At 54.2% G+C, this 25,489-nt stretch carries 21 protein-coding genes, 2 tRNA genes and 2 pseudogenes; 11 read left to right on the top strand and 14 right to left on the bottom strand.

Annotated elements, in window-relative coordinates:
* Positions 1-97: 97 nt before the first annotated feature.
* The 4 genes from BM029_RS11635 to BM029_RS11620 form a co-directional block, all read right to left on the bottom strand.
* Positions 98-173: transfer RNA gene (locus BM029_RS11635), tRNA-His, on the bottom strand.
* A gap of 101 nt (positions 174-274) precedes the next feature.
* Positions 275-1,141 (bottom strand): glutamate racemase, encoded by an 867-nt coding sequence (gene murI, locus BM029_RS11630; protein ID WP_244545010.1) that lies wholly within the window; start codon positions 1,139-1,141, stop codon positions 275-277.
* Positions 1,142-1,167: 26 nt separating this feature from the next.
* Positions 1,168-2,715, bottom strand: a complete 1,548-nt coding sequence (locus BM029_RS11625; RefSeq protein WP_092436160.1) for a fumarate hydratase — start codon at positions 2,713-2,715, stop codon at positions 1,168-1,170.
* A 172-nt stretch (positions 2,716-2,887) separates the two neighbouring features.
* Positions 2,888-3,775: a DMT family transporter gene (locus tag BM029_RS11620; RefSeq protein ID WP_092436158.1), complete on the bottom strand. Its 888-nt coding sequence runs from the start codon at positions 3,773-3,775 to the stop codon at positions 2,888-2,890.
* 160 nt (positions 3,776-3,935) lie between these two features.
* Between BM029_RS11620 and acs the strand changes: the two genes are divergently transcribed.
* Together acs and BM029_RS11610 are read left to right on the top strand one after the other, a co-directional pair.
* Positions 3,936-5,918 carry an acetate--CoA ligase gene (gene acs, locus BM029_RS11615; protein ID WP_092436156.1) on the top strand — a complete coding sequence of 661 codons (1,983 nt, stop codon included), beginning with the start codon at positions 3,936-3,938 and terminating at the stop codon, positions 5,916-5,918.
* A gap of 312 nt (positions 5,919-6,230) precedes the next feature.
* Positions 6,231-6,321: transfer RNA gene (locus BM029_RS11610), tRNA-Ser, on the top strand.
* A gap of 556 nt (positions 6,322-6,877) precedes the next feature.
* Here BM029_RS11610 and BM029_RS11605 read toward each other — a convergent pair.
* Both BM029_RS11605 and BM029_RS11600 read right to left on the bottom strand, forming a co-directional pair.
* Positions 6,878-7,231, bottom strand: coding sequence for an EF-Tu C-terminal domain-related protein (locus BM029_RS11605; RefSeq protein WP_211482469.1), 354 nt, complete (start codon positions 7,229-7,231; stop codon positions 6,878-6,880).
* Between the two features lie 180 nt (positions 7,232-7,411).
* On the bottom strand, positions 7,412-7,831 hold the full coding sequence (locus BM029_RS11600) for a winged helix-turn-helix transcriptional regulator (RefSeq protein WP_092436154.1): 420 nt from the start codon (positions 7,829-7,831) through the stop codon (positions 7,412-7,414).
* A 425-nt stretch (positions 7,832-8,256) separates the two neighbouring features.
* Between BM029_RS11600 and BM029_RS25615 the strand changes: the two genes are divergently transcribed.
* The gene (locus BM029_RS25615; protein WP_139217234.1) at positions 8,257-8,703 is read left to right on the top strand and encodes a hypothetical protein; all 447 of its coding nucleotides are present in this window, start codon (positions 8,257-8,259) and stop codon (positions 8,701-8,703) included.
* Between the two features lie 301 nt (positions 8,704-9,004).
* On the opposite strand, the gene BM029_RS11590 is transcribed toward BM029_RS25615, so the two are convergent.
* The 7 genes and pseudogenes from BM029_RS11590 to BM029_RS11560 all read right to left on the bottom strand — a co-directional run.
* Positions 9,005-9,799, bottom strand: coding sequence for an AAA family ATPase (locus tag BM029_RS11590; RefSeq protein ID WP_092436150.1), 795 nt, complete (start codon positions 9,797-9,799; stop codon positions 9,005-9,007).
* A gap of 80 nt (positions 9,800-9,879) precedes the next feature.
* Positions 9,880-10,284, bottom strand: a complete 405-nt coding sequence (locus tag BM029_RS11585; protein ID WP_139217233.1) for a hypothetical protein — start codon at positions 10,282-10,284, stop codon at positions 9,880-9,882.
* Between the two features lie 12 nt (positions 10,285-10,296).
* On the bottom strand, positions 10,297-11,283 hold the full coding sequence (locus tag BM029_RS11580; protein WP_092436145.1) for a hypothetical protein: 987 nt from the start codon (positions 11,281-11,283) through the stop codon (positions 10,297-10,299).
* Positions 11,284-11,645: 362 nt separating this feature from the next.
* On the bottom strand, positions 11,646-11,825 hold the full coding sequence (locus tag BM029_RS11575; RefSeq protein ID WP_092436143.1) for a hypothetical protein: 180 nt from the start codon (positions 11,823-11,825) through the stop codon (positions 11,646-11,648).
* Positions 11,826-11,847: 22 nt separating this feature from the next.
* Positions 11,848-12,087 (bottom strand): hypothetical protein, encoded by a 240-nt coding sequence (locus BM029_RS11570; protein ID WP_092436141.1) that lies wholly within the window; start codon positions 12,085-12,087, stop codon positions 11,848-11,850.
* Between the two features lie 44 nt (positions 12,088-12,131).
* Positions 12,132-13,304: pseudogene (locus BM029_RS25895) on the bottom strand (IS66 family transposase); the annotation flags it as partial.
* Positions 13,305-13,324: 20 nt separating this feature from the next.
* Positions 13,325-14,098 (bottom strand): annotated as a pseudogene (locus BM029_RS11560) (LysR family transcriptional regulator); the annotation flags it as partial.
* A gap of 173 nt (positions 14,099-14,271) precedes the next feature.
* Here BM029_RS11560 and BM029_RS11555 point away from each other — a divergent pair.
* Positions 14,272-15,507: an MFS transporter gene (locus BM029_RS11555; RefSeq protein WP_092436137.1), complete on the top strand. Its 1,236-nt coding sequence runs from the start codon at positions 14,272-14,274 to the stop codon at positions 15,505-15,507.
* Entirely contained in the window at positions 15,491-16,810 is a 1,320-nt protein-coding gene (locus BM029_RS11550) for an N-acyl-D-amino-acid deacylase family protein (protein ID WP_092436135.1), read from the top strand. Before BM029_RS11555 ends, BM029_RS11550 begins: the two co-directional genes overlap by 17 nt.
* Here BM029_RS11550 and BM029_RS11545 read toward each other — a convergent pair.
* Positions 16,785-17,132 (bottom strand): hypothetical protein, encoded by a 348-nt coding sequence (locus BM029_RS11545; protein ID WP_244545009.1) that lies wholly within the window; start codon positions 17,130-17,132, stop codon positions 16,785-16,787. The genes BM029_RS11550 and BM029_RS11545 overlap by 26 nt on opposite strands.
* A 421-nt stretch (positions 17,133-17,553) precedes the next feature.
* On the opposite strand from BM029_RS11545, the gene BM029_RS11540 reads away from it, so the two are divergent.
* From BM029_RS11540 to BM029_RS11515, 6 genes are all read left to right on the top strand, one after another.
* A complete protein-coding gene (locus BM029_RS11540; protein WP_092436133.1) occupies positions 17,554-18,591 on the top strand; it encodes an AraC family transcriptional regulator in 1,038 nt (345 codons plus the stop codon).
* Between the two features lie 144 nt (positions 18,592-18,735).
* Complete coding sequence (locus BM029_RS11535; protein ID WP_092436131.1) at positions 18,736-19,500, top strand: 3-hydroxyacyl-CoA dehydrogenase; 765 nt, start codon at positions 18,736-18,738, stop codon at positions 19,498-19,500.
* Positions 19,501-19,752: 252 nt separating this feature from the next.
* Positions 19,753-21,108 (top strand): MFS transporter, encoded by a 1,356-nt coding sequence (locus BM029_RS11530; RefSeq protein WP_092436129.1) that lies wholly within the window; start codon positions 19,753-19,755, stop codon positions 21,106-21,108.
* Positions 21,109-21,157: 49 nt separating this feature from the next.
* Positions 21,158-21,901 carry a nitroreductase gene (locus BM029_RS11525; RefSeq protein ID WP_092436127.1) on the top strand — a complete coding sequence of 248 codons (744 nt, stop codon included), beginning with the start codon at positions 21,158-21,160 and terminating at the stop codon, positions 21,899-21,901.
* Positions 21,898-23,556 (top strand): AMP-binding protein, encoded by a 1,659-nt coding sequence (locus BM029_RS11520; protein WP_092436125.1) that lies wholly within the window; start codon positions 21,898-21,900, stop codon positions 23,554-23,556. Before BM029_RS11525 ends, BM029_RS11520 begins: the two co-directional genes overlap by 4 nt.
* 198 nt (positions 23,557-23,754) lie before the next feature.
* The gene (locus BM029_RS11515) at positions 23,755-25,452 is read left to right on the top strand and encodes a tannase/feruloyl esterase family alpha/beta hydrolase (protein ID WP_092436123.1); all 1,698 of its coding nucleotides are present in this window, start codon (positions 23,755-23,757) and stop codon (positions 25,450-25,452) included.
* Positions 25,453-25,489 lie beyond the last annotated feature (37 nt).

Genomic DNA, 25,489 nt, shown 5'->3' with positions numbered 1-25,489 from the left:
CCATCGGATGGATGGGCTTTTTAGTAAATCATGTATGTCGCTGTTTTACGACATGAAAATCAAATATTGTGTAACTATTTGATTTTATTGAATTAGTTGGGGTGGCTGATGGGGCTCGAACCCACGACAACAGGAATCACAATCCTGGACTCTACCAACTGAGCTACAGCCACCATTGCTGTACTACTGCAATTACCATCATGCTTATTCAGCACTAAGGCAGCTGGCAATTATACAAACTTGCCCGCCGCTTGGCAAATTAATTTATCGGTTTTTATGAAATTCCTGCGGGCTGACCGATTGTACCCACCATCGACACCGGCGGATGCAGCTGCAGCAAGTTGACAAACGCGGTCGTCAGGGCCGACTGGCTACCGCTGGTGAAGGCGTTCACCTGGCCCGCACGCGGGGAAGTGCGCAGCAGTTTGTTTTCAGTCAATATCTTTACCAGCTGCCGGCTGACCGCAGCGCCGGTATCGATAACGGCGACTGGCTGGGATGTCAGCTCGCCAACGATTTCCTCGATCAACGGCCGGACGAACGGATAGTGGGTACAGCCGAGCACCAGCGTATCGGCGCCTTGTTTTATCAACGGACTGATATAACGTCGCAGCAAAAGTGCGGTTTGGGCAGAGCGCAATTCGCCTTTTTCAATCTGGTCGACCAGGCCGACGCAGGCCTGCAGTTCGAAATGCACACCGCTGGCCGCGCTGATTTGCTGTTGCAATGTCAGCAACCGGGCGCTCAGTAGCGTCGCTTTGGTGGCCAATACGCCGACGATCTTGCTCAGGCTTTGGGCGGCGGCCGGTTTGAGTCCGGGTTCGATACCGATCACCGGCAAATCCGGATATGCACTGCGTATCGCCTTGATGGCGGCGGTGGTAGCGGTATTGCAGGCAACCACCAGCGCCTTGACGCCGCTTTGCAGAAGGAATTCCGTCACCGCCAGCGAGCGTGCGGAAATTTCCGCTTCGGATTTGTCGCCGTACGGGGCATAAGCCGAATCGGCAAAATACAAAAGATCTTCGTGCGGCAGATGCTGATGAATATGCTGCAGCACCGACAAACCGCCGATGCCGGAATCAAAAATGCCGATGGGCGCAACTTGCGCCATCGGCATTTCTTGAGTGCTACCGGTCATCGTATTGATTCTTCAATCAAGTCGAATCAGATGGCGGTCACAGGGATCTTCGACAGCGCTGCATGCGCGATCTTTTCCTGCCATTCCTTCGGCCCGGTGTTGTGCACCGAAATACCGTTGGAATCGACCGCCACCGTTACCGGCATGTCCTTGACGTCGAACTCGTAGATCGCTTCCATGCCGAGGTCGGCAAAGCCCAGCACCTGCGCCGACTTGATCGCCTTGGAAACCAGGTAAGCCGCGCCGCCAACCGCCATCAGGTAAGCCGACTTGTGCTTCTTGATCGATTCGATCGCGACCGGGCCGCGCTCCGATTTGCCGATCATCGAAATCAAGCCGGTTTGCTCCAGCATCATGTCGGTGAATTTATCCATGCGGGTCGCAGTAGTCGGGCCAGCCGGGCCAACCACTTCATCGCGCACCGGATCAACCGGTCCGACGTAATAGATCACGCGGTTAGTGAAATCCACCGGCAGCTTCTCACCCTTGGCGAGCATGTCCTGGATACGCTTGTGCGCAGCATCGCGGCCGGTCAGCATCTTGCCGTTCAACAGCAAGGTCTGGCCTGGCTTCCAGGAGGCGACTTCTTCCTTGGTCAGGGTATTCAGGTCAACCCGTTTCGATTTCTCGGTATCCGGCACCCAATGTACTTCCGGCCATTCCGACAACGATGGCGGCTCCATATAGGCCGGGCCGGAACCGTCGAGCACGAAGTGACCGTGACGGGTCGCCGCGCAGTTTGGAATCATCGCCACCGGCTTCGATGCCGCATGGGTCGGATGCATCATGATCTTGACGTCGAGCACGGTGGTCAGGCCGCCCAGTCCTTGTGCGCCGATGCCCAGTGCATTGACCTTCTGGAACAGTTCGATACGCAATTCTTCAGTCTTGTTTTGCGGGCCGCGCTTGAGCAGGTCGTACATGTCGATATCTTCCATCAACACTTGCTTGGCCATCAGCATCGCCCGTTCCGCAGTACCACCGATACCGATGCCCAGCATGCCCGGCGGGCACCAGCCGGCGCCCATGGTCGGCACAGTCTTCATGACCCAGTCGACCAGCGAATCGGAAGGATTCAGCATGGCGAACTTTGTCTTGTTTTCCGAACCGCCGCCTTTAGCAGCGATCTGCACGTCAATCGTATTGCCTGGCACCAGTTCCATGTGCACCACGGCTGGCGTGTTGTCTTTGGTGTTCTTGCGTTCGAATTGCGGATCGGCCACGATCGATGCGCGCAGCATGTTGTCCGGATTCAGGTAACCACGGCGCACGCCTTCGTTGACGGCATCGGTGATCGAACCCTTGAAGCCTTCGAAGCGCACATCCATGCCGATTTTCAGGAACACGTTGACGATGCCGGTGTCCTGGCAGATCGGCCGCTTGCCTTCGGCGCACATGCGTGAATTGGTCAGGATCTGCGCAATCGCGTCTTTCGCGGCAGGACTTTGTTCCTGTTCGTAGGCGCTTGCCAGATGCTGGATATAGTCGACGGGATGGTAATAGCTGATGTACTGGAGCGCAGCGGCTACCGACTCGATGAGATCTTCTTGCTTGACTGTAGTGAGGGTGGTCATGGCGTTTCTCGGTAATGGAATTCGGAATTCGGTAAAAATATTCGGTCAGAAATTACAACAAGTACATTCAGTGGCGCATGAAGGTCCGATTCGGCGAGTGGCCGATGTTTTTTGCGCGGAAACTTGTATGTTGCTCATTGGAATTATCGGGAAGGAATAAAGCGTCGCTATTTTACACTTCTTGCACGGTTTTCATGGGTTGCGGCCAACTTGCCACCGCAATCCCGGTCAGCACCAGCGCCAATGCTGCAAAATGCCCCCAGCTCAAACTCTCATGTAAAAACACCACGCCGATAAAAGCCGCGGCCAGCGGCATCAAGGCAGTGAAGATGCCCGCCACATTGGCTTGCACATGTTTGGTACCCGTCAGCCACAGCCAGAACGCGATCACGCTGGCCGCCAGCGCATACCAAAAGATCAGCATCCACATGCCGGCCGTGACCTGGCCGAAATCGTAAGACAGGGCGGCAGTAAGGCCGAACGGCAGCATCAGCAACAAGCCGAACAGGTGGCTGTAGGCGGTAATCCGCATCGGCGACAGGGTTTGCGTCAGGCGTTTGGACAGCACCACGTAAGTGGCTTCGCACAGCACCGCAGCCATGACAAACAGATTGCCGATCACCGAGGTGTTGCCGCCATCGCTCTTGCTAAGGTTAAGCACCGCGATACCGGCGATCGCCAGCAGGATCGAGGCCAGCGTGCGCGGCTGCAGTCTTTCCTTGAGGATCAAACGCGAGAGGATTGCCACCGCTGCCGGCAAGGTGCTGGTAATCACGCCCGCAGCGGTAGCGGTGGTGTGCTGCACGCCATACAACATGCACAGCGTAAATAAAAAGGTACCGAAGAACGCCTGGCCAAACAGCGTCAGCCATTCATGGCGCTCCAGGCGCGGCGCTGCTTTGAAGAACTGCGGCGCCATCACGATCACGGCGATTACAAAGCGCAACAGGCCGAACACTACCACCGGCATCACGGTGATGATTGCTTTGCCGAAACCGATATTGGCGCCCACCAGCATCATGGCCAGTGCCAGGTAAACGTAGGATTTTGTGTGGTGCATGAGCTGTAGGAATAAGCTGAATGTGCGATGATATCCGATTGCGGGGTTGATTGTAGGGCGCTGGTAGCGCTAGCATCGATTTATGTAAGGCCTAAGTAAGTGTAAAAGTTTACTTTTAGCGTCAACTTAGTATTAATTTTTATTAAAAGCAGGAGACAGCATGGCGAACATCGAAACCTTTGGTCAGGAAACCCGCATTTTTCCCGCCCCGGCAGAATTTTCCAAGACTGCAGCAATTTCCGGCATGGACGCGTATCGCGCTCTGGTAGCCGAAGCCGAGCAGGACTACGAAGGCTTCTGGGGCCGCCTGGCACGTGAAAACCTGCAATGGCAAACGCCTTTCACCAAGGTGCTGGATGAATCCAATGCGCCGTTCTACAAATGGTTTGACGATGGCAAGCTGAATGTCTCCTACAACTGTCTCGACGTGCATTTGCACAATGGCAATGCCAACAAAGTCGCGGTGATCTTTGAAACCGACAGCGGCGATGTCACCAAGGTCACTTATCAGGAACTGCATAAGAAAGTCTGCCAGTTCGCGAATGGCCTGAAATCGCTCGGCATCAAGAAGGGCGACCGGGTCGTCATCTACATGCCGATGTCGGTAGAAGGCGTAGTCGCGATGCAAGCCTGCGCCCGTATCGGCGCCACGCATTCGGTAGTGTTCGGCGGTTTCTCCGCCAAGTCGCTGCAAGAGCGCATCATCGATGCCGGCGCGGTCGCGGTGCTGACCGCTGACGAACAAGCGCGCGGCGGCAAGCGCCTGCCATTGAAAGCCATCGTTGACGAAGCATTGGCTTTGGGCGGTTGCGACACCATCAAGAACGTAGTGGTCTACAAGCGCACCGGCGGCGACATCAATTTTGTCGCGGGCCGCGATCTGTGGTTGCACGAACTGGTAGCATCGCAGGCAGAAACCTGTGAGCCGGAATGGGTCGATGCCGAACATCCGCTGTTCATCTTGTACACCTCCGGTTCCACCGGTACGCCAAAAGGCGTGCAGCATTCGTCCGGCGGCTATCTGCTGTGGGCGGCGCTGACCATGAAATGGGTATTCGACATCAAGCCGGACGATGTCTACTGGTGCACCGCCGATATCGGCTGGATTACCGGTCATACCTATATTGCTTACGGCCCCACCGCCGTCGGCGCCACCCAGATCATTTTTGAAGGCGTGCCGACTTATCCTAACGCCGGCCGTTTCTGGGATATGGTGCAAAAGCACAAAGCCACCATTTTCTATACCGCACCGACCGCGATCCGTTCCTTGATCAAAGCGGCTGATGCTGACAAGAACGTCCATCCTTCGCAATATGATTTGTCGTCACTGCGTTTGCTGGGCACGGTGGGCGAGCCGATCAATCCGGAAGCCTGGATGTGGTATCACAAAAATATCGGCAGGGAACGTTGCCCGATCGTCGACACCTTCTGGCAAACCGAAACCGGCGGCCACATGATTTCACCGCTGCCGGGCGCAACGCCGCTGGTGCCTGGTTCCTGCACCTTGCCGCTGCCGGGCATCCAGGCAGTGATCGTCGACGAAGCAGGGCAGGAACTGCCGGATGGCCACGGCGGCATCCTGGTCGTCAAGCGTCCATGGCCATCGATGATCCGCGCCATCTGGAACAATCCAGAGCGTTTCAAGAGTGCCTACTTCCCGCCCGAGTTCGGCGGCAAGCTGTACCTCGCCGGTGACGGCGCGATACGCAACAAGGACACAGGTTACTTCACCATCACCGGCCGCATCGATGACGTGCTGAACGTCTCCGGCCACCGCATGGGCACCATGGAAATCGAATCGGCGCTGGTAGCCAATCCGATGGTTGCCGAAGCAGCCGTGGTCGGCAAGCCGGATGAAACCACCGGCGAAGCCATCTGTGCTTTCGTGGTACTCAAGCGCAGCCGTCCGACCGGCGATGAAGCCAAGCAGATCGCTAAGGAACTGCGTGACTGGGTCGCCAAGGAAATCGGCCCGATCGCCAAACCGCGGGAAATTCGTTTCGGCGACAACCTGCCGAAAACCCGGTCCGGCAAGATCATGCGCCGTCTGCTGCGGGTCTTGGCTAAAGGTGAGGAAATCACCCAGGATATTTCCACTTTAGAAAATCCAGCCATCCTGGATCAACTCAAGGAAGCGCAATAATTGTTTTAACGACCTATGCGACGAACAGCCCGAACTAAGCGGGGGCAGAGTGATGTTTCACCGCCGAAACATCACTCTGCCCCCGCTTAGTGGACCTCGGAGCCGGGACAGTAAAAACAGAAAGAAACAAGCAGGCGATAACTGAACTACCTTCCTCCGACCTAGTTCACTATGCAGTCGATTCGCATCGATAACAGCGCAATCGACGCACGAATAAAGGTTTTCTACAGAAATTTCGAATTCTGCCGGATTTGTTGCTATAATACGCGGCTTCGTGAAAATCAAATCTCACGAAACGCTGTTGTAGTTGCAGGAGAGATGGATGAGTGGTTGAAGTCGCACGCCTGGAAAGCGTGTATAGGTTCATAGCCTATCCGGGGTTCGAATCCCCGTCTCTCCGCCAAAGAGTCAGCTGCTTAGATAGTTATCTGGGATAGCAAGAAAAAAGCCCTTAATAATCAAATGGTTAATTTGATTATTAAGGGCTTTTTTCTTTTGAATGCTCGGATCTATGGGGGGTATCAATACAAATTCGATCTACTTTCTCTGGTTCGCGATTTGGACGTCCGGTTCAAAATTTAATGTTTGATTCGTGATCAGTAAGTCACCAGTCGCAGGCGCTGCTACGAATTGACCACCGTGCTGGTCGGGCCGGGTCTATCAACACTGACCGATGTTAGCCAATTCCCCAGTGTTCCAGTAGAAGTCCATGAGCGTCTGCAATGCAGCGGTTGCGGACAATGATTTTCCATAACGCTGTTACTAGTGTCGACGGTATTGGCTGTCCTCAGATGCAATTCTGAGCAGCGGCTCCACTTCGCATAGCCGTCGTTCGGCGATTCAAACGACAAATACTTTGGCGTTACTTTCTTGAATGGCCGGTTTCTAAATTTTGAGAGACCGGACCCGACCCTAAGCGGTCTATTGGTTTTCTCCGAAGCGGACATTAATATCGGACGTCACGGGTTCTTTTGATTAGAACGAATTGCGGACTCTTCTAGCTCAATAATTCGAGTCACTCTTCCTCTACCTACGGTTCGTGCGCCCTCTCGAATTTCGAACGTCATATCGGGATAAATCTTCCCAAGGTGTTCTGCCGGACTCAGGAACCCCAAAAAAGCTCTGACGGTATCTCCGGGATTGGCTTGTTTGACATCAGGGTAAATGTGTCTTGCATCCCAATCATGTCCATCGTAGTAAAACTGTGGCCGATAGTCACCAAATGCAGGAGAACGCCTGCCGCCTTCGGCACGCTGCGGAATTGCATCTTCATTTGCCCCATTTTTGCAAACTGCGTTGCCCCATGATTTCACTGAAGGCACCGTTTGCCGCGCGTATTATCAGCCACCTTGCTGGATCATCGCCAGCCACAAAAATGGGTCAATCCGATGCGCAAATCTACAAAGCAATTCACCGATGATTCTGTTGCCCGAATTTTGCACCATCAGTCACGTAGCAAAACTCGGGCAACAGAATCATCGGTGCTTGCAAGATCAGGATAGGCGTGTTTGGGCGAAGGGGGGTGAACGCCGTGCATCTAAACTGTCGGGAAGCATGGTATCGATGCAATCGGCCAACGCTTCAACTCTCTCGCCCAGAATTCTTCCCCGTGGAGTCAGGGAATATTCCACGTGGGGCGGTACAGTCCCATAAGACTTCCGATGAACCAACCCGTGTGCTTCCAGGCGCTTCAAGGTTTGCGATAACATTTTTTCGCTCACGCCGCCGACCATTCTGCGCAGCTCGCTGAAACGTCGAACTTCGCCCATCAGCACGATAAGCAGCAGTATGCCCCAAGGACTCGTGACGTCTTTAAGCATCTCACGACATGGGCATTCAGTTGATGGGAGTCCCTGGCGTCGGACTTGTTCGGAAAAGGACTCAGATGCGATCAGTTTGGTTTGCGTTGCCATCTCTACACTAACCTTTCGGTGCGTACTTACGGAAAGTAAGGTAATGCCTTATTGTAAGTGCCTTACTCAACCAAACCAAGGAATTTGTCATGATAGTTGTTACAGGAGCCACAGGGCAGCTCGGTCGTCTGGTAATTCAGAACCTTCTACGTACGGAAGCCCAGCCTAGCAAAGCGAGATGCGCATGGACTGGAGCCAAAGCAAAATTTTCGGCCGCCCCCATATAGCCGCCAAGTAACGCGCCGATTAATAGATAGATTACTGCGATCTTGAGAAATCGAATACCCATTGGAACCTCCTGCAAAGAACAAACAACTGATCGTTGACACGGCCAGCCGAATTAATCAATTGGTCATCAGCCAAACCTCGACGCTACAGAGGCTGAGTCAACCAACAGCTCAGCGCAATGCGGCGCATCATGTTGGTTGACAAAGCATGGGCTTGGCGGCAGCCTCTTGTGTGCAAGTGCGTTTGCAGACGATCAAACGACGCTAACAACGCGGGCAGGAAAACTCTCGATCACAGGTGATGCAGGTAATGTGAGCTTATTTTTAGATCGGAAAAAACTGACCACTGAAACAGATTCAATGGGGATGTCGTTTAAGAATAAATTCGTTTTGAATGATAAGGATGTTGTGCTCGTGGCGGATGGAGTCAGCGCAACTTGCCAGTTGAATTTCTTTGTCACTGTGGCGAGCAAATCTGATGTAAAAATATCGCCATCGTTTGGTACTTGCGATGATGGTCCACAAGTAATTCAAAGTGGTGCCAGAATCATGCTACGCATGAAAGATGAGAAAGGTAGGAAGGTGAAATACATTTTCGAAAACGGCGTGATTTCCGAGAACGGGAAGATTCTAAAAGCGGAATGAAGCCGTGCTGTTCGCGGAATCATTGTCATAACGCGGTACGGAACATGCAGAGCGCCGCCATACCTACCGCGCTGCGAACAGAAAATGCGCTGAGCCGTCTTGCTCCGTGTCGTTGAAAATATCTAGCCTAATTAAAGCGACAGAAAAAATCGCCCTAGATCCGTGTCCTTAATATCGTCGATGGAGGTTTCTCGCGCAATTCGCCAATTATCGGCTTTTTTCCACGGCCTCAGACTGTCCCTCAGTAGTTGGTAAGGTTCCAAAGGTTGGTATTCGCCGCCCAAAGCAGCTCTAATGCCATTTATTTCAAAGTAGTTCTCAGTTGATCGATAATTACGTCCAGCGTCTTACCGGTTTGATCAGCATTAATTTGAAGTGAACCAAATCCTAATAAATCAGCGATCTGCTTTTCGACCTTACCGATGGCGACCTTTTGAGCTCTGTTAGTTCCGGCCTTCCAGGAGTCCCAAGTTTGCACAAGTGCGGTTCCTACCGCTAAATCGTAGTATTGCCCGCCGCCCTCATTTATTGCATTTCTAAATGCAGGGAAATACTTTGATTTTGCCAAATCACTGGCAAAAAAATAAAGAGATGAACAATCAATTTGAGTGCCTTGATAGGCCACCACATGCGAGCCAGCATTGACCAAAGAAATAGCTGACATCTGAGTACTTGCAACTACTACTATTTGACCGCTTGAATTAATAAATTGAAATCCAATTGCATTGAAGGTTCGGGTCGTATATTCGAACTCGATGGTAATTTCGACCGCGTATGAAGTTGAGCCCACACGAATAGGCGGCTCAATCTCTATCTTGATTTCAAATTTCTCTGGATTTTTGTCATTTACAACTTCTGCAATGTCGGACACACCTGCTGGCTGTTCAGAGCTTCGGTTGCCATTATTATTAACCAGAGTAGATATGACATTACCCAATATACCTCTCAATTCAAAAATAGCGCGAATTGCAGAGGATTTTCCGACGTTATTCGGTCCTACATAAGCGGTGAAACCATCCCCAAATTCGAGAATCGCTGGATTATTCCAGCCAAAACAACGATAGTTTCTAAGGGTGATCTTGCCATATGCTGCCATATCAATGCTCGATTCTTTAAAATGGATCTATCAGAGGAAGCAGCAATATTACGTTCGGACAGGGAAGCGAAACGTGCCCACTAGTAACCCCGCCACTGACTCAACTGGTCCCCATTCGAACAGAAACATACAATATAGGTGCGAAATCGCTCTCGAAAGAAAGGGCCAATTGCTTCACTTAAGTACTTCACAAATTGCCCAACATAATTACATTTTCGTGATTCTACGAGAGCAGCCAAACGCTCGTTAAAAAGCTCGGTGCCGTATGCAAGCTCGGATGAATCGTTGAGGTAGCTGATGTCACTAGCCCAGAACGAGCGGCCCTTGAGTATGGACTGTAGACCTTCCGCAGATGTATAGTGATACAGAGCCTTTAGGTCAGAATTTGCTTTTGCCTGTCGTTCGAAAAACTGCTGAGCCATCTTTTGCGTGTGCTCAAACAGCAGCATGTCGGGAGAATCTGCGTTGTATGGGGTGGTTGGCATTGATTAGCGTTGTTAAAATGGGATGTCATCGTCGTCCTTTAACGTCGACAGAGCTGCCGCTGGCAAAGGGATGTTAGTTACAACGAATAGATTTAAAATGTCCTCACGGTCCATAAACATAATTTGGCTGCGCTTGGTTGCATCTAGTTTGTTGCCAATCCAATTACGTGCAGCCTTTGTGATCTCGCCGCCAGCAACAATGAATGCATGATCTACGAGAACTCGCTTCCCAATCTCAGGATCGAATATTTCATGTCCAAGCATCATGGTGACTTGATTGTGGATCTCGGCTACATTCGAGTTTGAACCTTTTGTGACACCGGCTGAATCAAGTTTCCCCTTTTTTACCTGGATGCCGAAATACAAGAGATGCCGGGTTGGAAGAGTATATTTCATCCATATATCTTTGCCGTATTCCAATGCTTTATCTTCGTGACCCGCGGCAGTAACGCGATGGAATCCTAACTGGCGAAAAAGGGGAAGGAGCACTTCTGCAATAAGAGTATCCTCTGAGCTACTATCAAGATAGGTGTTTAACCTATCTCGTCTCTTTAGCTCTGCTGCTGAGAATGGACGGTGTGGGTTAGCAGCAATCGCTATCGTATTTGTCGCGATATGGCGAAGATGGCAATGCTTGTCTGTTCCATAGAATGCTTCGAATCCTTCGCGTGCAAGAGTTGCATTTAATATTGAGAGCGCGCCAGATCTATCTGAGCCTTCGTGTAAGGCATCTCCCTGGTCCATGAGTGTCACAATTACCCGCGCAAAAGTGTCAGGAGGAGTGTTTGCGCTGTTCTGAGGCTCCGTGAGAATTGTCTTGAGAGTTTCTGCAACCCAGTAGTTTCGAGTAGAACCGTCATGCGAATAGTCGGTATCGCAATCCTGGAAAAACTCGGTGATACGAATGCTGCTTCTGTAAAGAAAAAAGCTCTCCGACTCAGAGAAGTTACCGCAAATCATGTCGGCGAGTTGCATAAGACTGCGTTGTTTGAACTGCATCTGGCGTCGCCTTTTTAGCAAATCAACATCGCTGGCAATGGTTCTATAGAATGTTGCCTTATTGTATCCGCAATAGACTGCCCTTGTTAGGCATGCCAATTGTCGATATTTCTCGACATGGGATTTTTCATGGTATTTATAAAATGGCTTCGTTAAATTTGTTAAAAATGCCGGGTTTTTGGGTGCAATTGGTAATTGAGTGGGACTTTCCTAGTTAAAATATTTGAGAGAATCTCTTTGGAGGCAGGCGATCCATTTATTTTCGACCTCCCGGGCACTGGGGTGTAATGCACGCAACTAGTGCCGGCGCAGCCGGATCGTGGGTAGATTAGCAGTCCAAATCGGGGAATTATGCGTCGAGTTCAGCTGGCCCAGTCGAAAATGTGCGCCTCTGGAATCATCTCGTATGACACCGCATTGATCTTGAACACGGCCACGTCCGAGCTGGCAATTTGAACGTCAAACTTTGGCTTCCAATCAGCCCAGCCTCGTTCTTCGTCACTACTGCTATCGAACAGTATGTAGTTCGTAAGCGTGACCATAGCGACGTCTTGACAGATTTTGCTATTTTGAAACGGTGCTTTGCGATGTTGTCGTCACGTTGACGTCGTCAACGACATAGCCGGTAGCGATAGCTTCGATGATGGCGTGCTCCAGGCGATCGAGCAGTTCGAGTAAGGTTTCGCCGGATTTCTGCTTGAGCATGGCGATCGTTGAATCTTTTATGTGAGCCGTGGCAATGACGCCATACGAGGGAACCGGGGCGACCGAGAAGCCACCACCGCCGTCGATAAATGCGGCCATCCCAAGAAGTGTCGTCGGTACCCCAGCAGTGAATGCGTTCACCGTTAGATGGCGGATATCTGGCCTGGTAGCGGTAATTGGGGAAGTTTTTCTGCGACGTACCACGGTAGAAGTTCCTCGATGCGATTGACAGGATGATCGGCAATATGCGTGAACACGTAGGTTAAATATGCTTCTGGATTGATGCCGTTGAGCTTGCATGTGCCAATCAATGCGTACATGGTGGCAGCTCGCTCGCCACCACTATCGGCACCAACGAAGAGGTAATTTTTGCGGCCAATTGCAATGCTACGCAACGCATTTTCCGCAATATTGTTGTCTATTTCAGCGATGCCGTCATCGCAGTAATATACCAAGGCCGGCCAATGATTCAAAGCGTAATTGATGGCCTTGGCGGTAGCAACCTGTGACGAGAGCGTGCTGAGCCAGTCGCGCAGCCACCGCTCCAGGCTGTCCAGCAATGGACGAGCCCGCTCCTGTCGGATGCGTTTGCGCTGCTCGGGCGACTGGCCTCGGATTCTGGCTTCAATCGCATACAGTTCTCCAATTCGACGCAGTGCCTCAGTCGTCATCGGTGTAGCGCGTTGGACATGCAGATCGTGAATTTTTCTTCTGGCGTGAGCAAGGCAGGCGGACTCTCGAATCCGACCCTCTTTATAAATGGCGTCATATCCCGCGTAAGCGTCAGCTTGCAGAACACCACTGAAGTCGGCCAGATGCGATTGCGGATGCAGGCCTTGCCGATTCGCAGAGTAAGCAAACCAGACTGCCGGCGGCGCAGTCGCTCCCGAGCGACGGTCATCACGGACATAGACCCACAATCGTCCCGTTTTGGTTTTACCGGTCCCCGGCGCCAATACTGAAATCGGCGTGTCGTCCGCGTGGATTTTATCCGCCGCCATCACATACCGGTGCAGCGCATCTTCCAATGGCCGCACCAGGGCGCAACACATGCCAAGCTGGCGCGCCATCACAGAGCGGTCGTAGTCAACACCCTCACGAGCCCAGATTTCAGAGATGCGATACAGCGGTTGATGATGGCAGAATTTACTGATCGCGATATGTGACAGTACTGCCGGCGTTGCCATGCCCCGCTCAATCGGGCGGCTCGGGGTCTTGCCTTGCACAATAACGTCGCACCGAACACAAGCTTTTTTGCGGCGAATATGGCGAATGGCCGTGAGCGGTTGGTCAATGCATACACGTAGCTGTTCACTGGAAGCTCGATTCTTCGCATTTGAAGCACGCTCGCTGAGGATCCTGCAGCTCGGGCTGTATAGCTGTCCACCACGGCGATCCCAATGTTGGCCTCTACCAGCGCGCGTGCCAGGGTGTAGGTCTGGACCGACACCTTGACCTCCGGTGGTGGGAAAACCCCCGAGAGCCAGGAGGATACTGCGGCACCCAGGTGAGCCTTGATGTCTATGGAAATGAAAGGCTGACCGGAGAGTTCTTCCGGTTGCAGCGGGCGATTCAAGGAATTTTTCGGCCACCAGCCTGGTGGCGCGATCGCATAGATTTCACAATTTCGCAGCACAGTCGTTATCAAGTTGGGATGCGATATAGGTTGCATCGTCAGGCCGAGATCGACTTCGTTGAGCAGCAAGGAATACAGCATTTCACGCGTATGCGACGCTGCCAACTGGCACATGGATCCGGGATATTCGCGTGTCCACAAAGCCACGGCGCGCGGCACCAGATGATGCGCCAGGGCCGGAGTGGCCGCAATACGCAGTGGTGTGGCAGTGCCACCAGCGAGATTGGCTGCCAGACGCCGGATTTTGACCAGTTGCTCGTCGAACGGTAGCAGTTCCTGCTGCAACAGCAAGGCTTCGGGGGTCGGCACCAGTTTGCCTTTGGAGCGCACGAACAGAGCGAAGCCGACTGTCTGCTCAGCGTGCCGCAACGTCTTGCTGACCGCGGGCTGCGTAACGTGGAGCAATTTCGCGGCGCCGATCGTGCTGCCAGTCTGCATGATGGCACTGAATATTTCGATATGGCGTAGTCGCATAATCGTATTCCATTTAGATGGCACAGTATATAACCCTTGGTTATAGAGTGTCTATTTCTTGTCATTGGACGCCCTAAGGAGCGGCTCGTATAGTTTGAGTGGGAATGGCACAACATTGACGACACCATGTTTTCGCCGTTCCAAAAAATAAAATCTATATTGGAGTGATGACAATGGAAACAGTCAATACCAGGGCACAGAAACTCATCTGCCTGTCAGCCCTGTTCCTTGCGTGGGCAGTCGGTTACGCAGATCGAATAGTGATGAGTACTGCGATTATTCCAATCGGCAAGGAGTTTGCGCTCAATGCGCAGCAGGCTGGGATGGTGCTGAGCGCCTTTTACGTAAGCTACGCGTTGATGCAACTACTGGGAGGCTGGCTGTCAGACCGTTACGGTTCGCGCATCGTGGTTGTACTGTGTGTCGTGGCATGGTCTGTATTTACCGGGTTGACCAGTGTCGCCTGGTCCTTCGTTTCATTGCTTGCCATTCGCTTCCTGTTCGGCGTAGGCGAAGGCTTTTTCTCTCCTGCCAGTTCCGTTACGGTGGCTGAGGTGTTTCCCAAGGAGGAACGAGCCAGGGCGAAATCGTTCCTGATTTCTACCGTATTTCTCGGCAATGCCGTGGGGTCCGGTGTGGTCGCCGTGACGGTGATTTATCTTGGTTGGCGCGGCGCTTTCCATATCCTGGCAATGGCCGGATTACTGGTCTCCGCAATCCTATGGTTCGCATTAAAAGGTGGTATGGCTACCCAGCGTGGGAAGATCGGAGCACGGCCGAAGAACCAGTTGCGCGAATTGATTAGAAATCCAACCGCATTACGGTTAACCGCAATATGGTTTTGCACCAGCATCCTGTACATCGGCATGATTTCCTGGATGCCATCCTTCCTGCTCAAGGTATACCAGATTGATCTTTTGCATATCGGCATCGCTTCTTCGATTCCTTATCTAATCGCCTTTCTCGGCACCAACGTCGTCGGCTGGATGTTGGACAAACATGGGAAGGACCGGGAAAAATATTTCATGATGGGCGGTGCGCTGTGCAGTGCCGTGTTTCTTGCCCTGATGATATCGACCACATCGATTGTATTGCTGGTGATTTTCTGGACTCTGTGCCTGCTGTCCTTCAATTTTGTCTATGCGACAGTGTTTTCCGTACCACTAAAGCACTTTCCGGCACATCTGATCGGCAGCGCCACCGGCCTGATGAACTTCGGCGGACAACTTGCCGGCTCCATCGCCCCACTGGTAATGGGCAGCCTGATCGTGGCCTTCAATGGCTCCTATTTCGTGGCGTTTTGGTTTTTAGTCACCTCTGCGGTAGTCGCTTTCCTCGTCGCAATGACCTGGCGCCTGCAACCCGCACCTAACCTTGAAGTAGGACAAAAGCATGCCGCTCGCACCTAAGTTCGATCTAATAATACATGGGGGCACCGTAATCGACGGTACCAAAACCCCGCGCTTCGATGCCGACATCGGCATTCTCGAAGGCTTCATCACGGCGATAGGCGATCTGTCGATGTGCGAAGCCGATGCCAAGATGGACGCTACAGGAAAAATCGTGGCGGCCGGTTTTATCGATTCGCATACGCACGACGATCAGGCTGTGTTGGCGCAACCGGATATGACATTCAAGATATCTCAGGGCGTCACCACCGTTATCACGGGAAATTGCGGTATCAGCATTGCACCGCTGCACCCGGGGAGCCCTTTGCCGGCGCCCTTAAATCTACTTGCCGACGTTGGAAGCGCGCGGTTTGCAACCTTTCGCAGCTATCTCGATGCACTACGGCGGCAGCCGTCTGCGGTCAACGTCGCCGCTATGGTCGGTCACACGACCTTGCGCGTAATGACAATGTCCTCTCTTGAGCGCGCCGCCGAATCGTCAGAAATCGGTGCCATGAACGCGCTACTGGAGGAGGCGTTGGAAGCGGGTGCTATCGGCATCTCGACTGGCACTTATTATCCGCCCGCTGCACACGCGTCGACGCAGGAAGTCATCGATGTCTGCCGTCCGATCACCGGCACCGGCGCGGTCTACGTCACCCATATGCGTGACGAGGCCGACAACTCGATGGTGTCGTTGGAAGAGACGTTCTTGATCGGCCGCGAACTCGATTCGCCTGTGGTGATTTCTCATCACAAGTTACAACGTGCGCAAAATTTCGGAAAGTCCGCAATCACATTGCCACGTATACGGGAGGCGATGCAATGCCAATGCGTAGCACTTGATTGCTATCCCTATAACGCCAGTTCGACCATGCTGCATCGAGATCCGAGCAGGTTGCAGGGCCGTATCCTGATTGCATCCAGTGAACCGCATCCAGAGCAGGCTGGTCGCGATCTTGACGCCATTGCCTCCGAATGGCAGATCGATAAAACTGATGCGGCCGCTCGCCTGCAGCCCGCCAGCGCAATCTATTTCGGCATGGACGAAGGCGACGTACAGAACATTCTTGCTTTCGATGAAACCATGATTGGGTCCGACGGCATTCCTACCGGAGAAAAACCGCATCCTCGGTTATGGGGAACGTTCCCACGCATCCTCGGACACTATAGCCGCGATATCGGCCTGTTTCCACTGGAGACCGCCATCTGGAAGATGACCGGCCTGACCGCACGCAATTTCAAGTTGGTCAAACGCGGTACGCTCCGTATCGGCCAGCATGCCGACGTGGTGGTATTCAACGCCGCAACGATACGCACCTGACGCATTGCTGTCGCACATCCTTCTCGTACCGTCTGACATTGGCCACGACATTCTTTGCGCGCGTGATTTCGTTGTTCACCCACTGCGAGTATGACGTACTGGTATTCAGGTTTTCAATGACTGCAAAGAAGTAGTCCTTCTGATTAGCCTGAAACCAGAAGCTCATGCCGCAGACCCATTTCTCCATTTCGAAGGATTGGAACGGGAACCCGGCAGTTGCGTTCCAGTACTTGAACAGCCGAATGGTTGGCTTGATCAGCGACTTGTGTTCCTTGTTTTTCGCTTCAAGCGTGGCGTTGAAGTCGTTCGGGTTCGTTGTCATCCAACCAGCAGACCCATTGGGTATCTGCAGTTCACCGAGCCATGTGGTCGTGGCTGGTAGCGGTACAAGTCTGCCGAATATAGGCCTGCTTGGTAACGCTGAATTTCGACGAGGGGGCATAATAATAAATGGAAAGGCTGCGAAAAAGTACCCGCAGCCAATGTCAGCAACAAGAAGGATTGCAGCGCGGTTGTTCCGCCATTGTTATGCTGCCCACAAGCATCTCGGTACCGTCTTGCGTCCAAATGATGGGCAATTCTATGGCTACGGATGCAAATCCTCGATCTCTAGATCGACTTGCTAGGAATGACGGGGGGCGGCACAACTCATTTATAATTGGGCAACGGCATTGACATCAGCAAAGTTGGCGAGCCTGCCACGTGATGGATGGCGACAACATAACACTTGCATGGAAATTCCGATGAATGAAGCGGGGGACAAAGGAACGGTCTCAATTGAGCTGGTGCATGAAGCACTGCTGGCCGCACTCGCACGGGGTGTCGATGTCGGGGGTGTTTTGCGGCAAGCCCGAATTGACGAACAACTCCTGCACGCGCCTTTGTCACGGGTTTCGGCAATTGCCTACGCCAAGTTATGGGCCGTTCTGGCGGATTTGCTCGATGACGAGTTCTTCGGCATGGACAGTCATCCGATGCGCAGGGGCAGTTTCCGGCTGATGTGCCAGGCTTCGGCCGGGGCCGAAACGCTGGAACAGGCGATACACCGAATCCTGAGATTTCTGGGCCTGGTCCTGGATGATTTTCAGGGCGAACTGCGTCGCGAAGCCGCGTTTGCCGTGATCACCCTGCACGATCACGGAAAGATGCGCCGCCTGTTCGCCTATGGCACCTGGTTCATCCTGGTCCACGGCCTGGCTTGCGGCCTGGTCCGGCGCCGGATTCCGTTGGAACAACTCACTTTCAGATCTCCAGCGCCGCTGGACGACAGCCACTACCGCACGCGGTTTTGTCAGAACCTCGTGTTCGATGCGCCATCGACGCAGATTCGATTCGACGCGAGTCTGCTGGACCTCAAATTGCTCGAAACACCGGCCAGCATTTCGGCATTTGTTCGCGATGCGCCGGCCAACTTACTCGTCAAGTACCGCAACGAGAGCAGCGTGAGCGCGTTGATCCGGCGCAGGCTGCGGAGCCAGCCGCCGGGCGACTGGCCTGAGCTCGATGAATTGGCGCGGGTCTTGTGCATGTCGGGTACAACCCTTCAGCGCAGGCTGCAGGTCGAGGGTATGAATTACCAGCGCCTCAAGGACGAGTTGCGTCGCGACATTGCGATCGACCTGCTCTCGGTCGATGTCTTCACCGTTGCAGAAGTCGCCGCACGCATCGGATTTCAGGAGACCAGTGCGTTCCATCGCGCATTCAAGAAATGGACGGGCGTGAGCCCGGGCGCCTACAGGCGTGGCAGTGACGTTGACGCCACGGTTCAACCGAAGGCTTGAGCCGCCTCCTTTGCGCTGGCCCCCTTAAGCGCGGGGGTGTCCAGGTACCCCACAAAAGTTGAAGTTTGAGGACATGGTCCGACACCAGGTTCGTCGGTAATCTTCGGTCATAAGGCATCACCGCCGTAACCGAAGAGACAAAGCATGCATATCAAAGATCGGGGATTTCTCGTTACAGGGGCTGGATCGGGGCTCGGCGCCGCGACGGCACGGCGGTTGGCGGCTCAAGGCGCCAATGTGTACCTCATCGATGTCAATCCTGCGGCGGCATCGGTTGCCGCGGAGCTTGGTGAGAACGCAAAATTTGCGAAGGCAGACGTGACCAATGCGGCCGAAGTGCAAGCCGTGATGGCAGATTTTGCGGCCACGCACGGGGAACTGCACGGCCTTGTCCACTGCGCAGGTATCGCCCCGGCTGAAAAGGTCATTGGTCGCGAGGGACCACATTCGCTGGAGTCATTTGCCCGAACGGTACAGATCAATCTGGTGGGCGCGTTCAACATGGTACGGCTTGCGGCGGACCTCATGGCAAAGAACGAACCCACGACCGGCGGTGAACGTGGCGTCATCGTCAACACCGCTTCGGTCGCGGCTTACGACGGACAGATCGGCCAGGCGGGGTACGCGGCATCCAAGGGCGGGGTGGTGGCCATGACGCTGCCCATTGCACGCGAGTTGGCTCGGTTCGGCATTCGCGTCTGTGCGATCGCACCTGGAATCATGGAAACACCGATGCTGACGGCCATGCCGGCGGACGTGCAACTGGCGCTCGGCAAGATGGTGCCGTTCCCCTCGCGCCTGGGGCAGCCCGACGAGTTTGCGAGCCTGGTGCTCCACATCGTCGAGAACACCTACCTGAACGGCGAAGTTATCCGACTCGACGGCGCGATCCGGATGGCGCCGAGGTAGTCAACACCGCTCACATCGTGTCAGACAAAACCAGTATCCGTACGTGAACCCGTGAATCCAATCATTGAAAACCACGTCGCGATTGTCATCGTCAGCGCGGCATCACTTCCCTTTGCATGGGCGGCGGCGAGGTCACAGCCCCGGCCTTTGAACTGATTTAGCCGGTACGGGCGTCCACCCGGGCCGTCCTCAGGACGCCGCTGGACACATATGGGCAGCCATGCCCTTCACATAAAAAGAAATGGAGACAATATGCAGCAACTCAATATACACGCGATCGTCGGAGAGTCCCGGTTCAATCGCTATCACGGCCTGGTCCTTTTCTGGTGCGTGCTGATTCTCATCATCGACGGTTATGACTTGGCTGTCGTTGGCGCCGCACTGCCGTCGATCATGAAAGATATGGGCATCACCGCGACGAGTGCCGGCATCATGGCCGGCGCGGCGCTTTTTGGCACCATGCTCGGCGCAATCTTTCTGGGCACTTTGGCGGACCGGCTGGGGCGGCCGAAGATGATCGCTTTCTGCGTTGCGCTTTTCAGCATCTTTACCGCGGCGGCGGGTTTGACCAAAGACCCTGTCAGTTTCAGCGTCCTGCGTTTCATTGCAGGCCTGGGGATCGGCGGCGTGTTGCCCATCGTGACGGCTCAGATGGGCGAGTTCTCGCCGACGGCTCTGCGAACAAGGCTGGTCACCCTCGTGTTCGCCGGCTATTCTGTCGGCGGAATTCTGGTTGCGCTCACGGCCAAGGAACTCATCGAGAGCCACGGGTGGCAGTGGGTGTTTTTTGTCGCCGGACTGCCTGTGCTCCTTATTCCCTTTATCCTGAAAACCATGCCCGAGTCTTTGGCTTTCCTGATTAAAGAGGGGCGTGACGAAGAAGTGCGGGCCATCGTCAAGAAGGTCGTGCCAGATTTCCAGATCACACCGCAACACGAATTTCTTGGCGCTGCGGCGAGCAAGAAGCAGGCACCCGTCATATCGCTGTTTCAAGAGGGCAGAGGCTTCAGCACGGTGATGATCTGGGCCGCGTTCATGACGGGCCTGTTCATGGTGTATGCGCTTAACTCCTGGCTCACAAAATTGATGGCCATGGCGGGCTACAGCCTTGGATCGGCGCTCAATTTCGTGATCGTCTTCAACGTCGGCGCCATCGTCGGGGCGCTTGGCGGCGGCTGGCTCAGCGACAAGGTGAACATCAAACACGTGCTGGTCACGTTCTACGCGGTCGGCGCTGCCTCGCTGATCATTTTGGCCTACACAAAATCGACGGAGATGCTTTTCCTGGTCGTGTTTTTTGTCGGTGCGTCCACCCTTGGCACACAGCTGCTGGCCTATGCCTACGCAGGTGATTTCTACCCGCCCTCCATTCGATCAACGGGCGTCGGCTTCGCGTCCGGCATCGGGCGGATCGGTGCAATCGTGGCGCCCGTTTTGATCGGCTGGCTTGTGACCCTGAAGCTGCCGCTCGAGCAGAACTTCATAGCCATTGCATTGGCCGGTGTGATCGGCGCCATTGCCGTGTTGTGCATCAATCAGTCTCGCGCGGCTTCTTCGACTGCGGCAAGCACTGCGCCGCGTGTCAACGCGGTTCGGGCCAAGGCTTGATGCAGAGGCTGCCCATCCTTCCATCTCACTATATTTCTTGAACACACCCATGAATCGCCACTCATCGCCACCCCTGTCGTCGCTTTCCGAAATCCAACGTATTGTGGACTGGTCGATTCGTACGCGGCGCAGCGTGCGTGCTTTTTCAGATCAGCCTGTGTCTCGTGAAGACGTCGAATCCATACTGGATACGGCCCGGTTCAGTGCTTCCGGCATGAACATCCAACCTTGGCGTGTGCACGTCGTCACCGCGGACGCCAAGGCTAATTTGTCTGCTGCCATTGCCAAGGTCGACGACGACCCCGCGCTCAGCGCCGAACTCGAAGAGCCGTATCAGTATTATCCTCGGGAATGGGTGACGCCCTACATCGAGAGGCGTCGCAAGGTGGGTTGGGACTTGTACGGTTTGCTGGGCATCACCAAGGGCGACAAGCCGCGCATGCACGTGCAGCACGGCCGTAATTACCAGTTCTTCGACGCGCCCGTGGGGCTCTTCTTCACGCTGGAGCGCAGCATGGAGGTGGGTAGTTTCATCGACTACGGCATGTTTTTGCAGAGCGTCATGATCGCGGCCCGGGGCAGAGGTTTGCACACCTGCGTGCAGGCCGCGTTTCTGAAGTACCACCGCATCATTTCGGCTGAGCTCGCCATCCCCGATGACCAGATGCTGATGTGTGGCATGAGCCTGGGCTACGCGGATGAGCGTTGCATCGAGAATACCTTGGCCACGGAGCGCGAGCTGGTTGAATCGTTCACCACATTCCATGATAAAAATAAGGAGACAGACGTATGAAATCCATCGCCTATGAGACAGGACTTGAGCGCAATGAAGCGAACCATGTGCCGCTCACGCCGCTCGGTTTCCTGGATCGTGCCGCCCTTGTGCATCCCTATCGGACGGCGCTGATCCACGGTGACTATCGGCAGACCTGGGCCCAGACACGTGATCGCTGCTACCGGCTGGCTTCCGCGCTTGCCGCAAGAGGAATCGGTGCCGGCGACACCGTTTCCGTTCTCGCGCCCAATACCCCGGCAATGCTGGAATGCCACTTCGGCGTGCCCTTGGCCGGCGCCGTTCTCAACGCACTGAACGTTCGGCTCGATGCCGAAGGGCTGGCTTTCATCCTGCGACACGGCGAATGCAAGTTCCTTCTCGTGGACCGTGAATTTGCTGAAGTGGCAGCGGCGGCATTGGACCGGTTGGAACTGCGTCCGGTCGTAGTTCTTATCAATGACCACCTCGCGCCAGCCTCTAATGCCGTCTTTGAGGCCGACTACGAAAGCCTTCTGGCCGAAGGTGAGTCGAATTTTGTGGGTCGTTGGCCAAAGAGCGAATGGGAGCCCATCGCACTGAACTACACCTCGGGGACGACAGGCGATCCGAAGGGTGTTGTCGCAAGTCATCGATCCACCTACCTTATGAGCATGCTGCAACTTACCAACTGGGCGTTGCCGCACGCCGCAAAGTATCTGTGGACCCTGCCTATGTTCCACGCGAACGGCTGGTGCTTTACGTGGGCGATCACCGCGGCTGCGGGGACGCACGTGTGCCTGCGCAAGGTGTCTGCTGAGAATGTCTTCGACGCCATCGAGGAGCACGGTGTCGATCATTTCTGTGCTGCACCGATTGTGATGGCGATGATCGCCAACGCTGGGGAGACGGTCAAACGGGCACTGCCACGTCCGGTTCGGGTGCTCACGGCAGGGTCGCCGCCACCCGCCGCGGTCCTCGAAGCGGTCTCCGCCATGGGTTTCCAGGTCGATCACGTTTTCGGCATTACGGAAGTCTGTGGAACACCGGTGAGCTGCGTTTGGCAGGATGGTTGGGATGACCTGCCCACGGACCAGAAGTCCAAACTTCGAGTCAGGCAAGGCGCTCGTGCTGCCGGGTTCGAAGCCATGATGGTCGCGGATCCCGAAACACTGGTACCAGTGCCTCGTGACGGGAAGACCGCCGGCGAGATCCTGCTGCGAGGCAATACAGTCATGATGGGCTACCTGAAGAATCCGGACGCAACGAAGAGGGCATTTGACGGCGGCTGGTTTCACACTGGTGATGTGGCGGTCGTTCATGCCGACGGTTACGTGCAGATCACGGACCGCTCAAAAGACGTCATCATTTCTGGTGGTGAAAACATTTCTTCAATCGAGATCGAGGATGTGTTGCATCTTCATCCCGCCGTGCTTCATGCAGCCGTGGTGGGCCAGCCCGACGACAAATGGGGGGAGGTTCCGTGCGCCTTTGTTGAACTGAAATCCTCTGCAGCCGAGCCGTCCGAGGCCGAGATTCTGTCCTTCTGCCGTGAGCGCCTGGCCCACTTCAAATGCCCGCGCCGGGTAGTCTTCACCGAGGTGCCGAAGACCGCGACCGGGAAGATTCAGAAATTCAAGCTCCGGGAACAGGCCGGGAGCAAAGAAGCCATTACTCGTTTGTCAAAAAGTGGCTGAACTAGCGTAGATAAGGTCGGTGATGGCAGGGCTGTTCCCACAGGACGGCATTTGCAGCTTTGCCATCGATTTCAACAACTCGCCGCACAGGGTTCCAATGTCCGCTTTTCCTTACCGAGCGAGAGGACGTCACTGCCTTCGCAAAATTTTATTCCAGGTAGTAAAGAAGTCACATTAAAAATTCAAAGGAGACAAAACATGAAATTCAAGCTATCGGTTGTCCGCGCGCGCTTGCGCCTGGTTTGCGTCGCCGGATCGGCATTGGTTGTCGTCGCTGGTTGCGGTGGTGGCAGCGATTCGATAACGTCGCCCGTTGCAGCGAAAACATCGGCTGAAATGTGTGCAGCCATGCAGGGACTTAATGTCCCCGCATCGGAGATTGGACTTCCTACGTCCGGAGCGTCGATTGCGAGTGCGACTCTGATCGCAGCGACGGCAGAGGGCAACACTTCTGGCGAGTATTGCAAGGTGCTAGGAAAAATTCAGCCTGTAGATTTTTCAGCTCCCGACATACGCTTTGAAGTGGATCTGCCCAGCACCTGGAACGGAAAATCCGTCCATTTTGGTGGCGGGGGGCTCGACGGCACTATCCCAGTGACTACTGGCTTTGCCAGCTCCGGCCTCACCTCCACTGAAGTTAATGGGGCAAAGTCTCCGCTGGCACGCGGGTATGTGACTCTCGGGAGCGATAGTGGGCACCAAGGGAACGTTTCGGACGGCACGTTTTTGCAAAACGACGAAGCCCTGGCCAATTACGCTGGAGAGCATGTAAAAAAAACACACGATGTCTCCCAATTTCTAGCGAAGAATCGCTATGGAGTACCTTTCTCTCATAGCTATTACATTGGTGGCTCGGGCGGTGGGCGCCAAGGTCTCGTGGCGGCGCAGAGATACCCTGCCGATTATGATGGCGTTATCGCCACATACCCCGCGTCTGAACTCTTAGGGCTGTCATTTCAGATGGGCCGAGTTTCACAAGCCTCTCTTGCTCCTGGCGGGTTTATCAGCGTCGCCAAGGCTTCTGTTCTGAAAGCCGCCGTAATGGCGCAATGTGACAGTCTGGATGGTGCAGCGGACGGCCTCATCAGCAATCCCGCGCTGTGCCATTTCGATCCGGCGACCCTCCGTTGCCCCGGAGGCGTCGACTCAGGCAACACTTGCCTGTCGGATGCTCAAATCAATACAGTCAATACCATGGCGACGCCACTTGTCACTAGCTTTGACTTCGCAAACGGCATCCGCACTATCCCCGCGTACAACATTCTTTCCGGCACTGATTTCTGGAATCCTTATGTAGCCCCGCTGGGAACTTCCGCACAAAATGCGATCGTGGATCCGGCTACTGCCGCCGCAGGTCAGGGATCTTTTTTCTATGCATTCCCGAATGACCTGGTCAGATTCGCTATTGCGCGGAACCCCGCTATCGACTTGATGACTTTCAATTTTTCAAATCCGGGAGCTCTCACTGATAGAACGAAAACGGTAAGTAATCTAATGGATGCCACAAGTACTGATATGACAGCTTTCAAAAATCGTGGCGGAAAATTAATTCTTCAACATGGGCAATCAGATCAGTTTATTCCTGCGCAAATGTCAATTGATTACTACAATCGGTTGCTGGCATCTTACGGACAAGGAGAGCTCTCGTCGTTTCTCAAATTCTACCTTGTGCCAGGTGGGGCCCATGGTTTTGGTGGACAATTCGAAGGCGCCTATGACGCGCTGACAGTGTTGGACAACTGGATTACAAAAGGCGTGGCTCCGAGCAATCTGGTCATCACTGATATGAATCCCCCGACTGCCGGCCGGACTCGCCCACTGTGCGAGTATCCGCAATGGCCGAAGTACATCGCTGGCGACGTCAACGTTGCTTCAAGTTTCTCCTGCTCCAATTGACCATGATCCGGGAAGGCGCCGTCTCCTGAAATCCGCG

The organism is Collimonas sp. OK607, from assembly GCF_900111995.1.
GTDB lineage: Bacteria > Pseudomonadota > Gammaproteobacteria > Burkholderiales > Burkholderiaceae_D > Collimonas.
The sequence above is the reverse complement of the archived record's forward strand: the minus strand, read 5'-3'. Positions and strand labels throughout refer to the sequence as shown.

Coding starts and splice junctions, on each gene's coding strand:
- BM029_RS11515 (WP_092436123.1), top strand. CDS start 23,755: ATGAAATTCAAGCTATCGGTTGTCCGCGCGCGCTTGCGCCTGGTTTGC.
- BM029_RS11530 (WP_092436129.1), top strand. CDS start 19,753: ATGCAGCAACTCAATATACACGCGATCGTCGGAGAGTCCCGGTTCAAT.
- BM029_RS11555 (WP_092436137.1), top strand. CDS start 14,272: ATGGAAACAGTCAATACCAGGGCACAGAAACTCATCTGCCTGTCAGCC.
- BM029_RS11570 (WP_092436141.1), bottom strand. CDS start 12,087: ATGGCCGCATTTATCGACGGCGGTGGTGGCTTCTCGGTCGCCCCGGTT.
- BM029_RS11545 (WP_244545009.1), bottom strand. CDS start 17,132: ATGACAACGAACCCGAACGACTTCAACGCCACGCTTGAAGCGAAAAAC.
- BM029_RS11520 (WP_092436125.1), top strand. CDS start 21,898: ATGAAATCCATCGCCTATGAGACAGGACTTGAGCGCAATGAAGCGAAC.
- BM029_RS11575 (WP_092436143.1), bottom strand. CDS start 11,825: ATGGTCACGCTTACGAACTACATACTGTTCGATAGCAGTAGTGACGAA.
- BM029_RS11620 (WP_092436158.1), bottom strand. CDS start 3,775: ATGCACCACACAAAATCCTACGTTTACCTGGCACTGGCCATGATGCTG.
- BM029_RS11535 (WP_092436131.1), top strand. CDS start 18,736: ATGCATATCAAAGATCGGGGATTTCTCGTTACAGGGGCTGGATCGGGG.
- acs (WP_092436156.1), top strand. CDS start 3,936: ATGGCGAACATCGAAACCTTTGGTCAGGAAACCCGCATTTTTCCCGCC.
- BM029_RS11590 (WP_092436150.1), bottom strand. CDS start 9,799: ATGGCAGCATATGGCAAGATCACCCTTAGAAACTATCGTTGTTTTGGC.
- BM029_RS11580 (WP_092436145.1), bottom strand. CDS start 11,283: ATGCAGTTCAAACAACGCAGTCTTATGCAACTCGCCGACATGATTTGC.
- BM029_RS11600 (WP_092436154.1), bottom strand. CDS start 7,831: ATGGCAACGCAAACCAAACTGATCGCATCTGAGTCCTTTTCCGAACAA.
- BM029_RS11585 (WP_139217233.1), bottom strand. CDS start 10,284: ATGCCAACCACCCCATACAACGCAGATTCTCCCGACATGCTGCTGTTT.
- murI (WP_244545010.1), bottom strand. CDS start 1,141: ATGACCGGTAGCACTCAAGAAATGCCGATGGCGCAAGTTGCGCCCATC.
- BM029_RS11625 (WP_092436160.1), bottom strand. CDS start 2,715: ATGACCACCCTCACTACAGTCAAGCAAGAAGATCTCATCGAGTCGGTA.
- BM029_RS11550 (WP_092436135.1), top strand. CDS start 15,491: ATGCCGCTCGCACCTAAGTTCGATCTAATAATACATGGGGGCACCGTA.
- BM029_RS11525 (WP_092436127.1), top strand. CDS start 21,158: ATGAATCGCCACTCATCGCCACCCCTGTCGTCGCTTTCCGAAATCCAA.
- BM029_RS11540 (WP_092436133.1), top strand. CDS start 17,554: ATGAATGAAGCGGGGGACAAAGGAACGGTCTCAATTGAGCTGGTGCAT.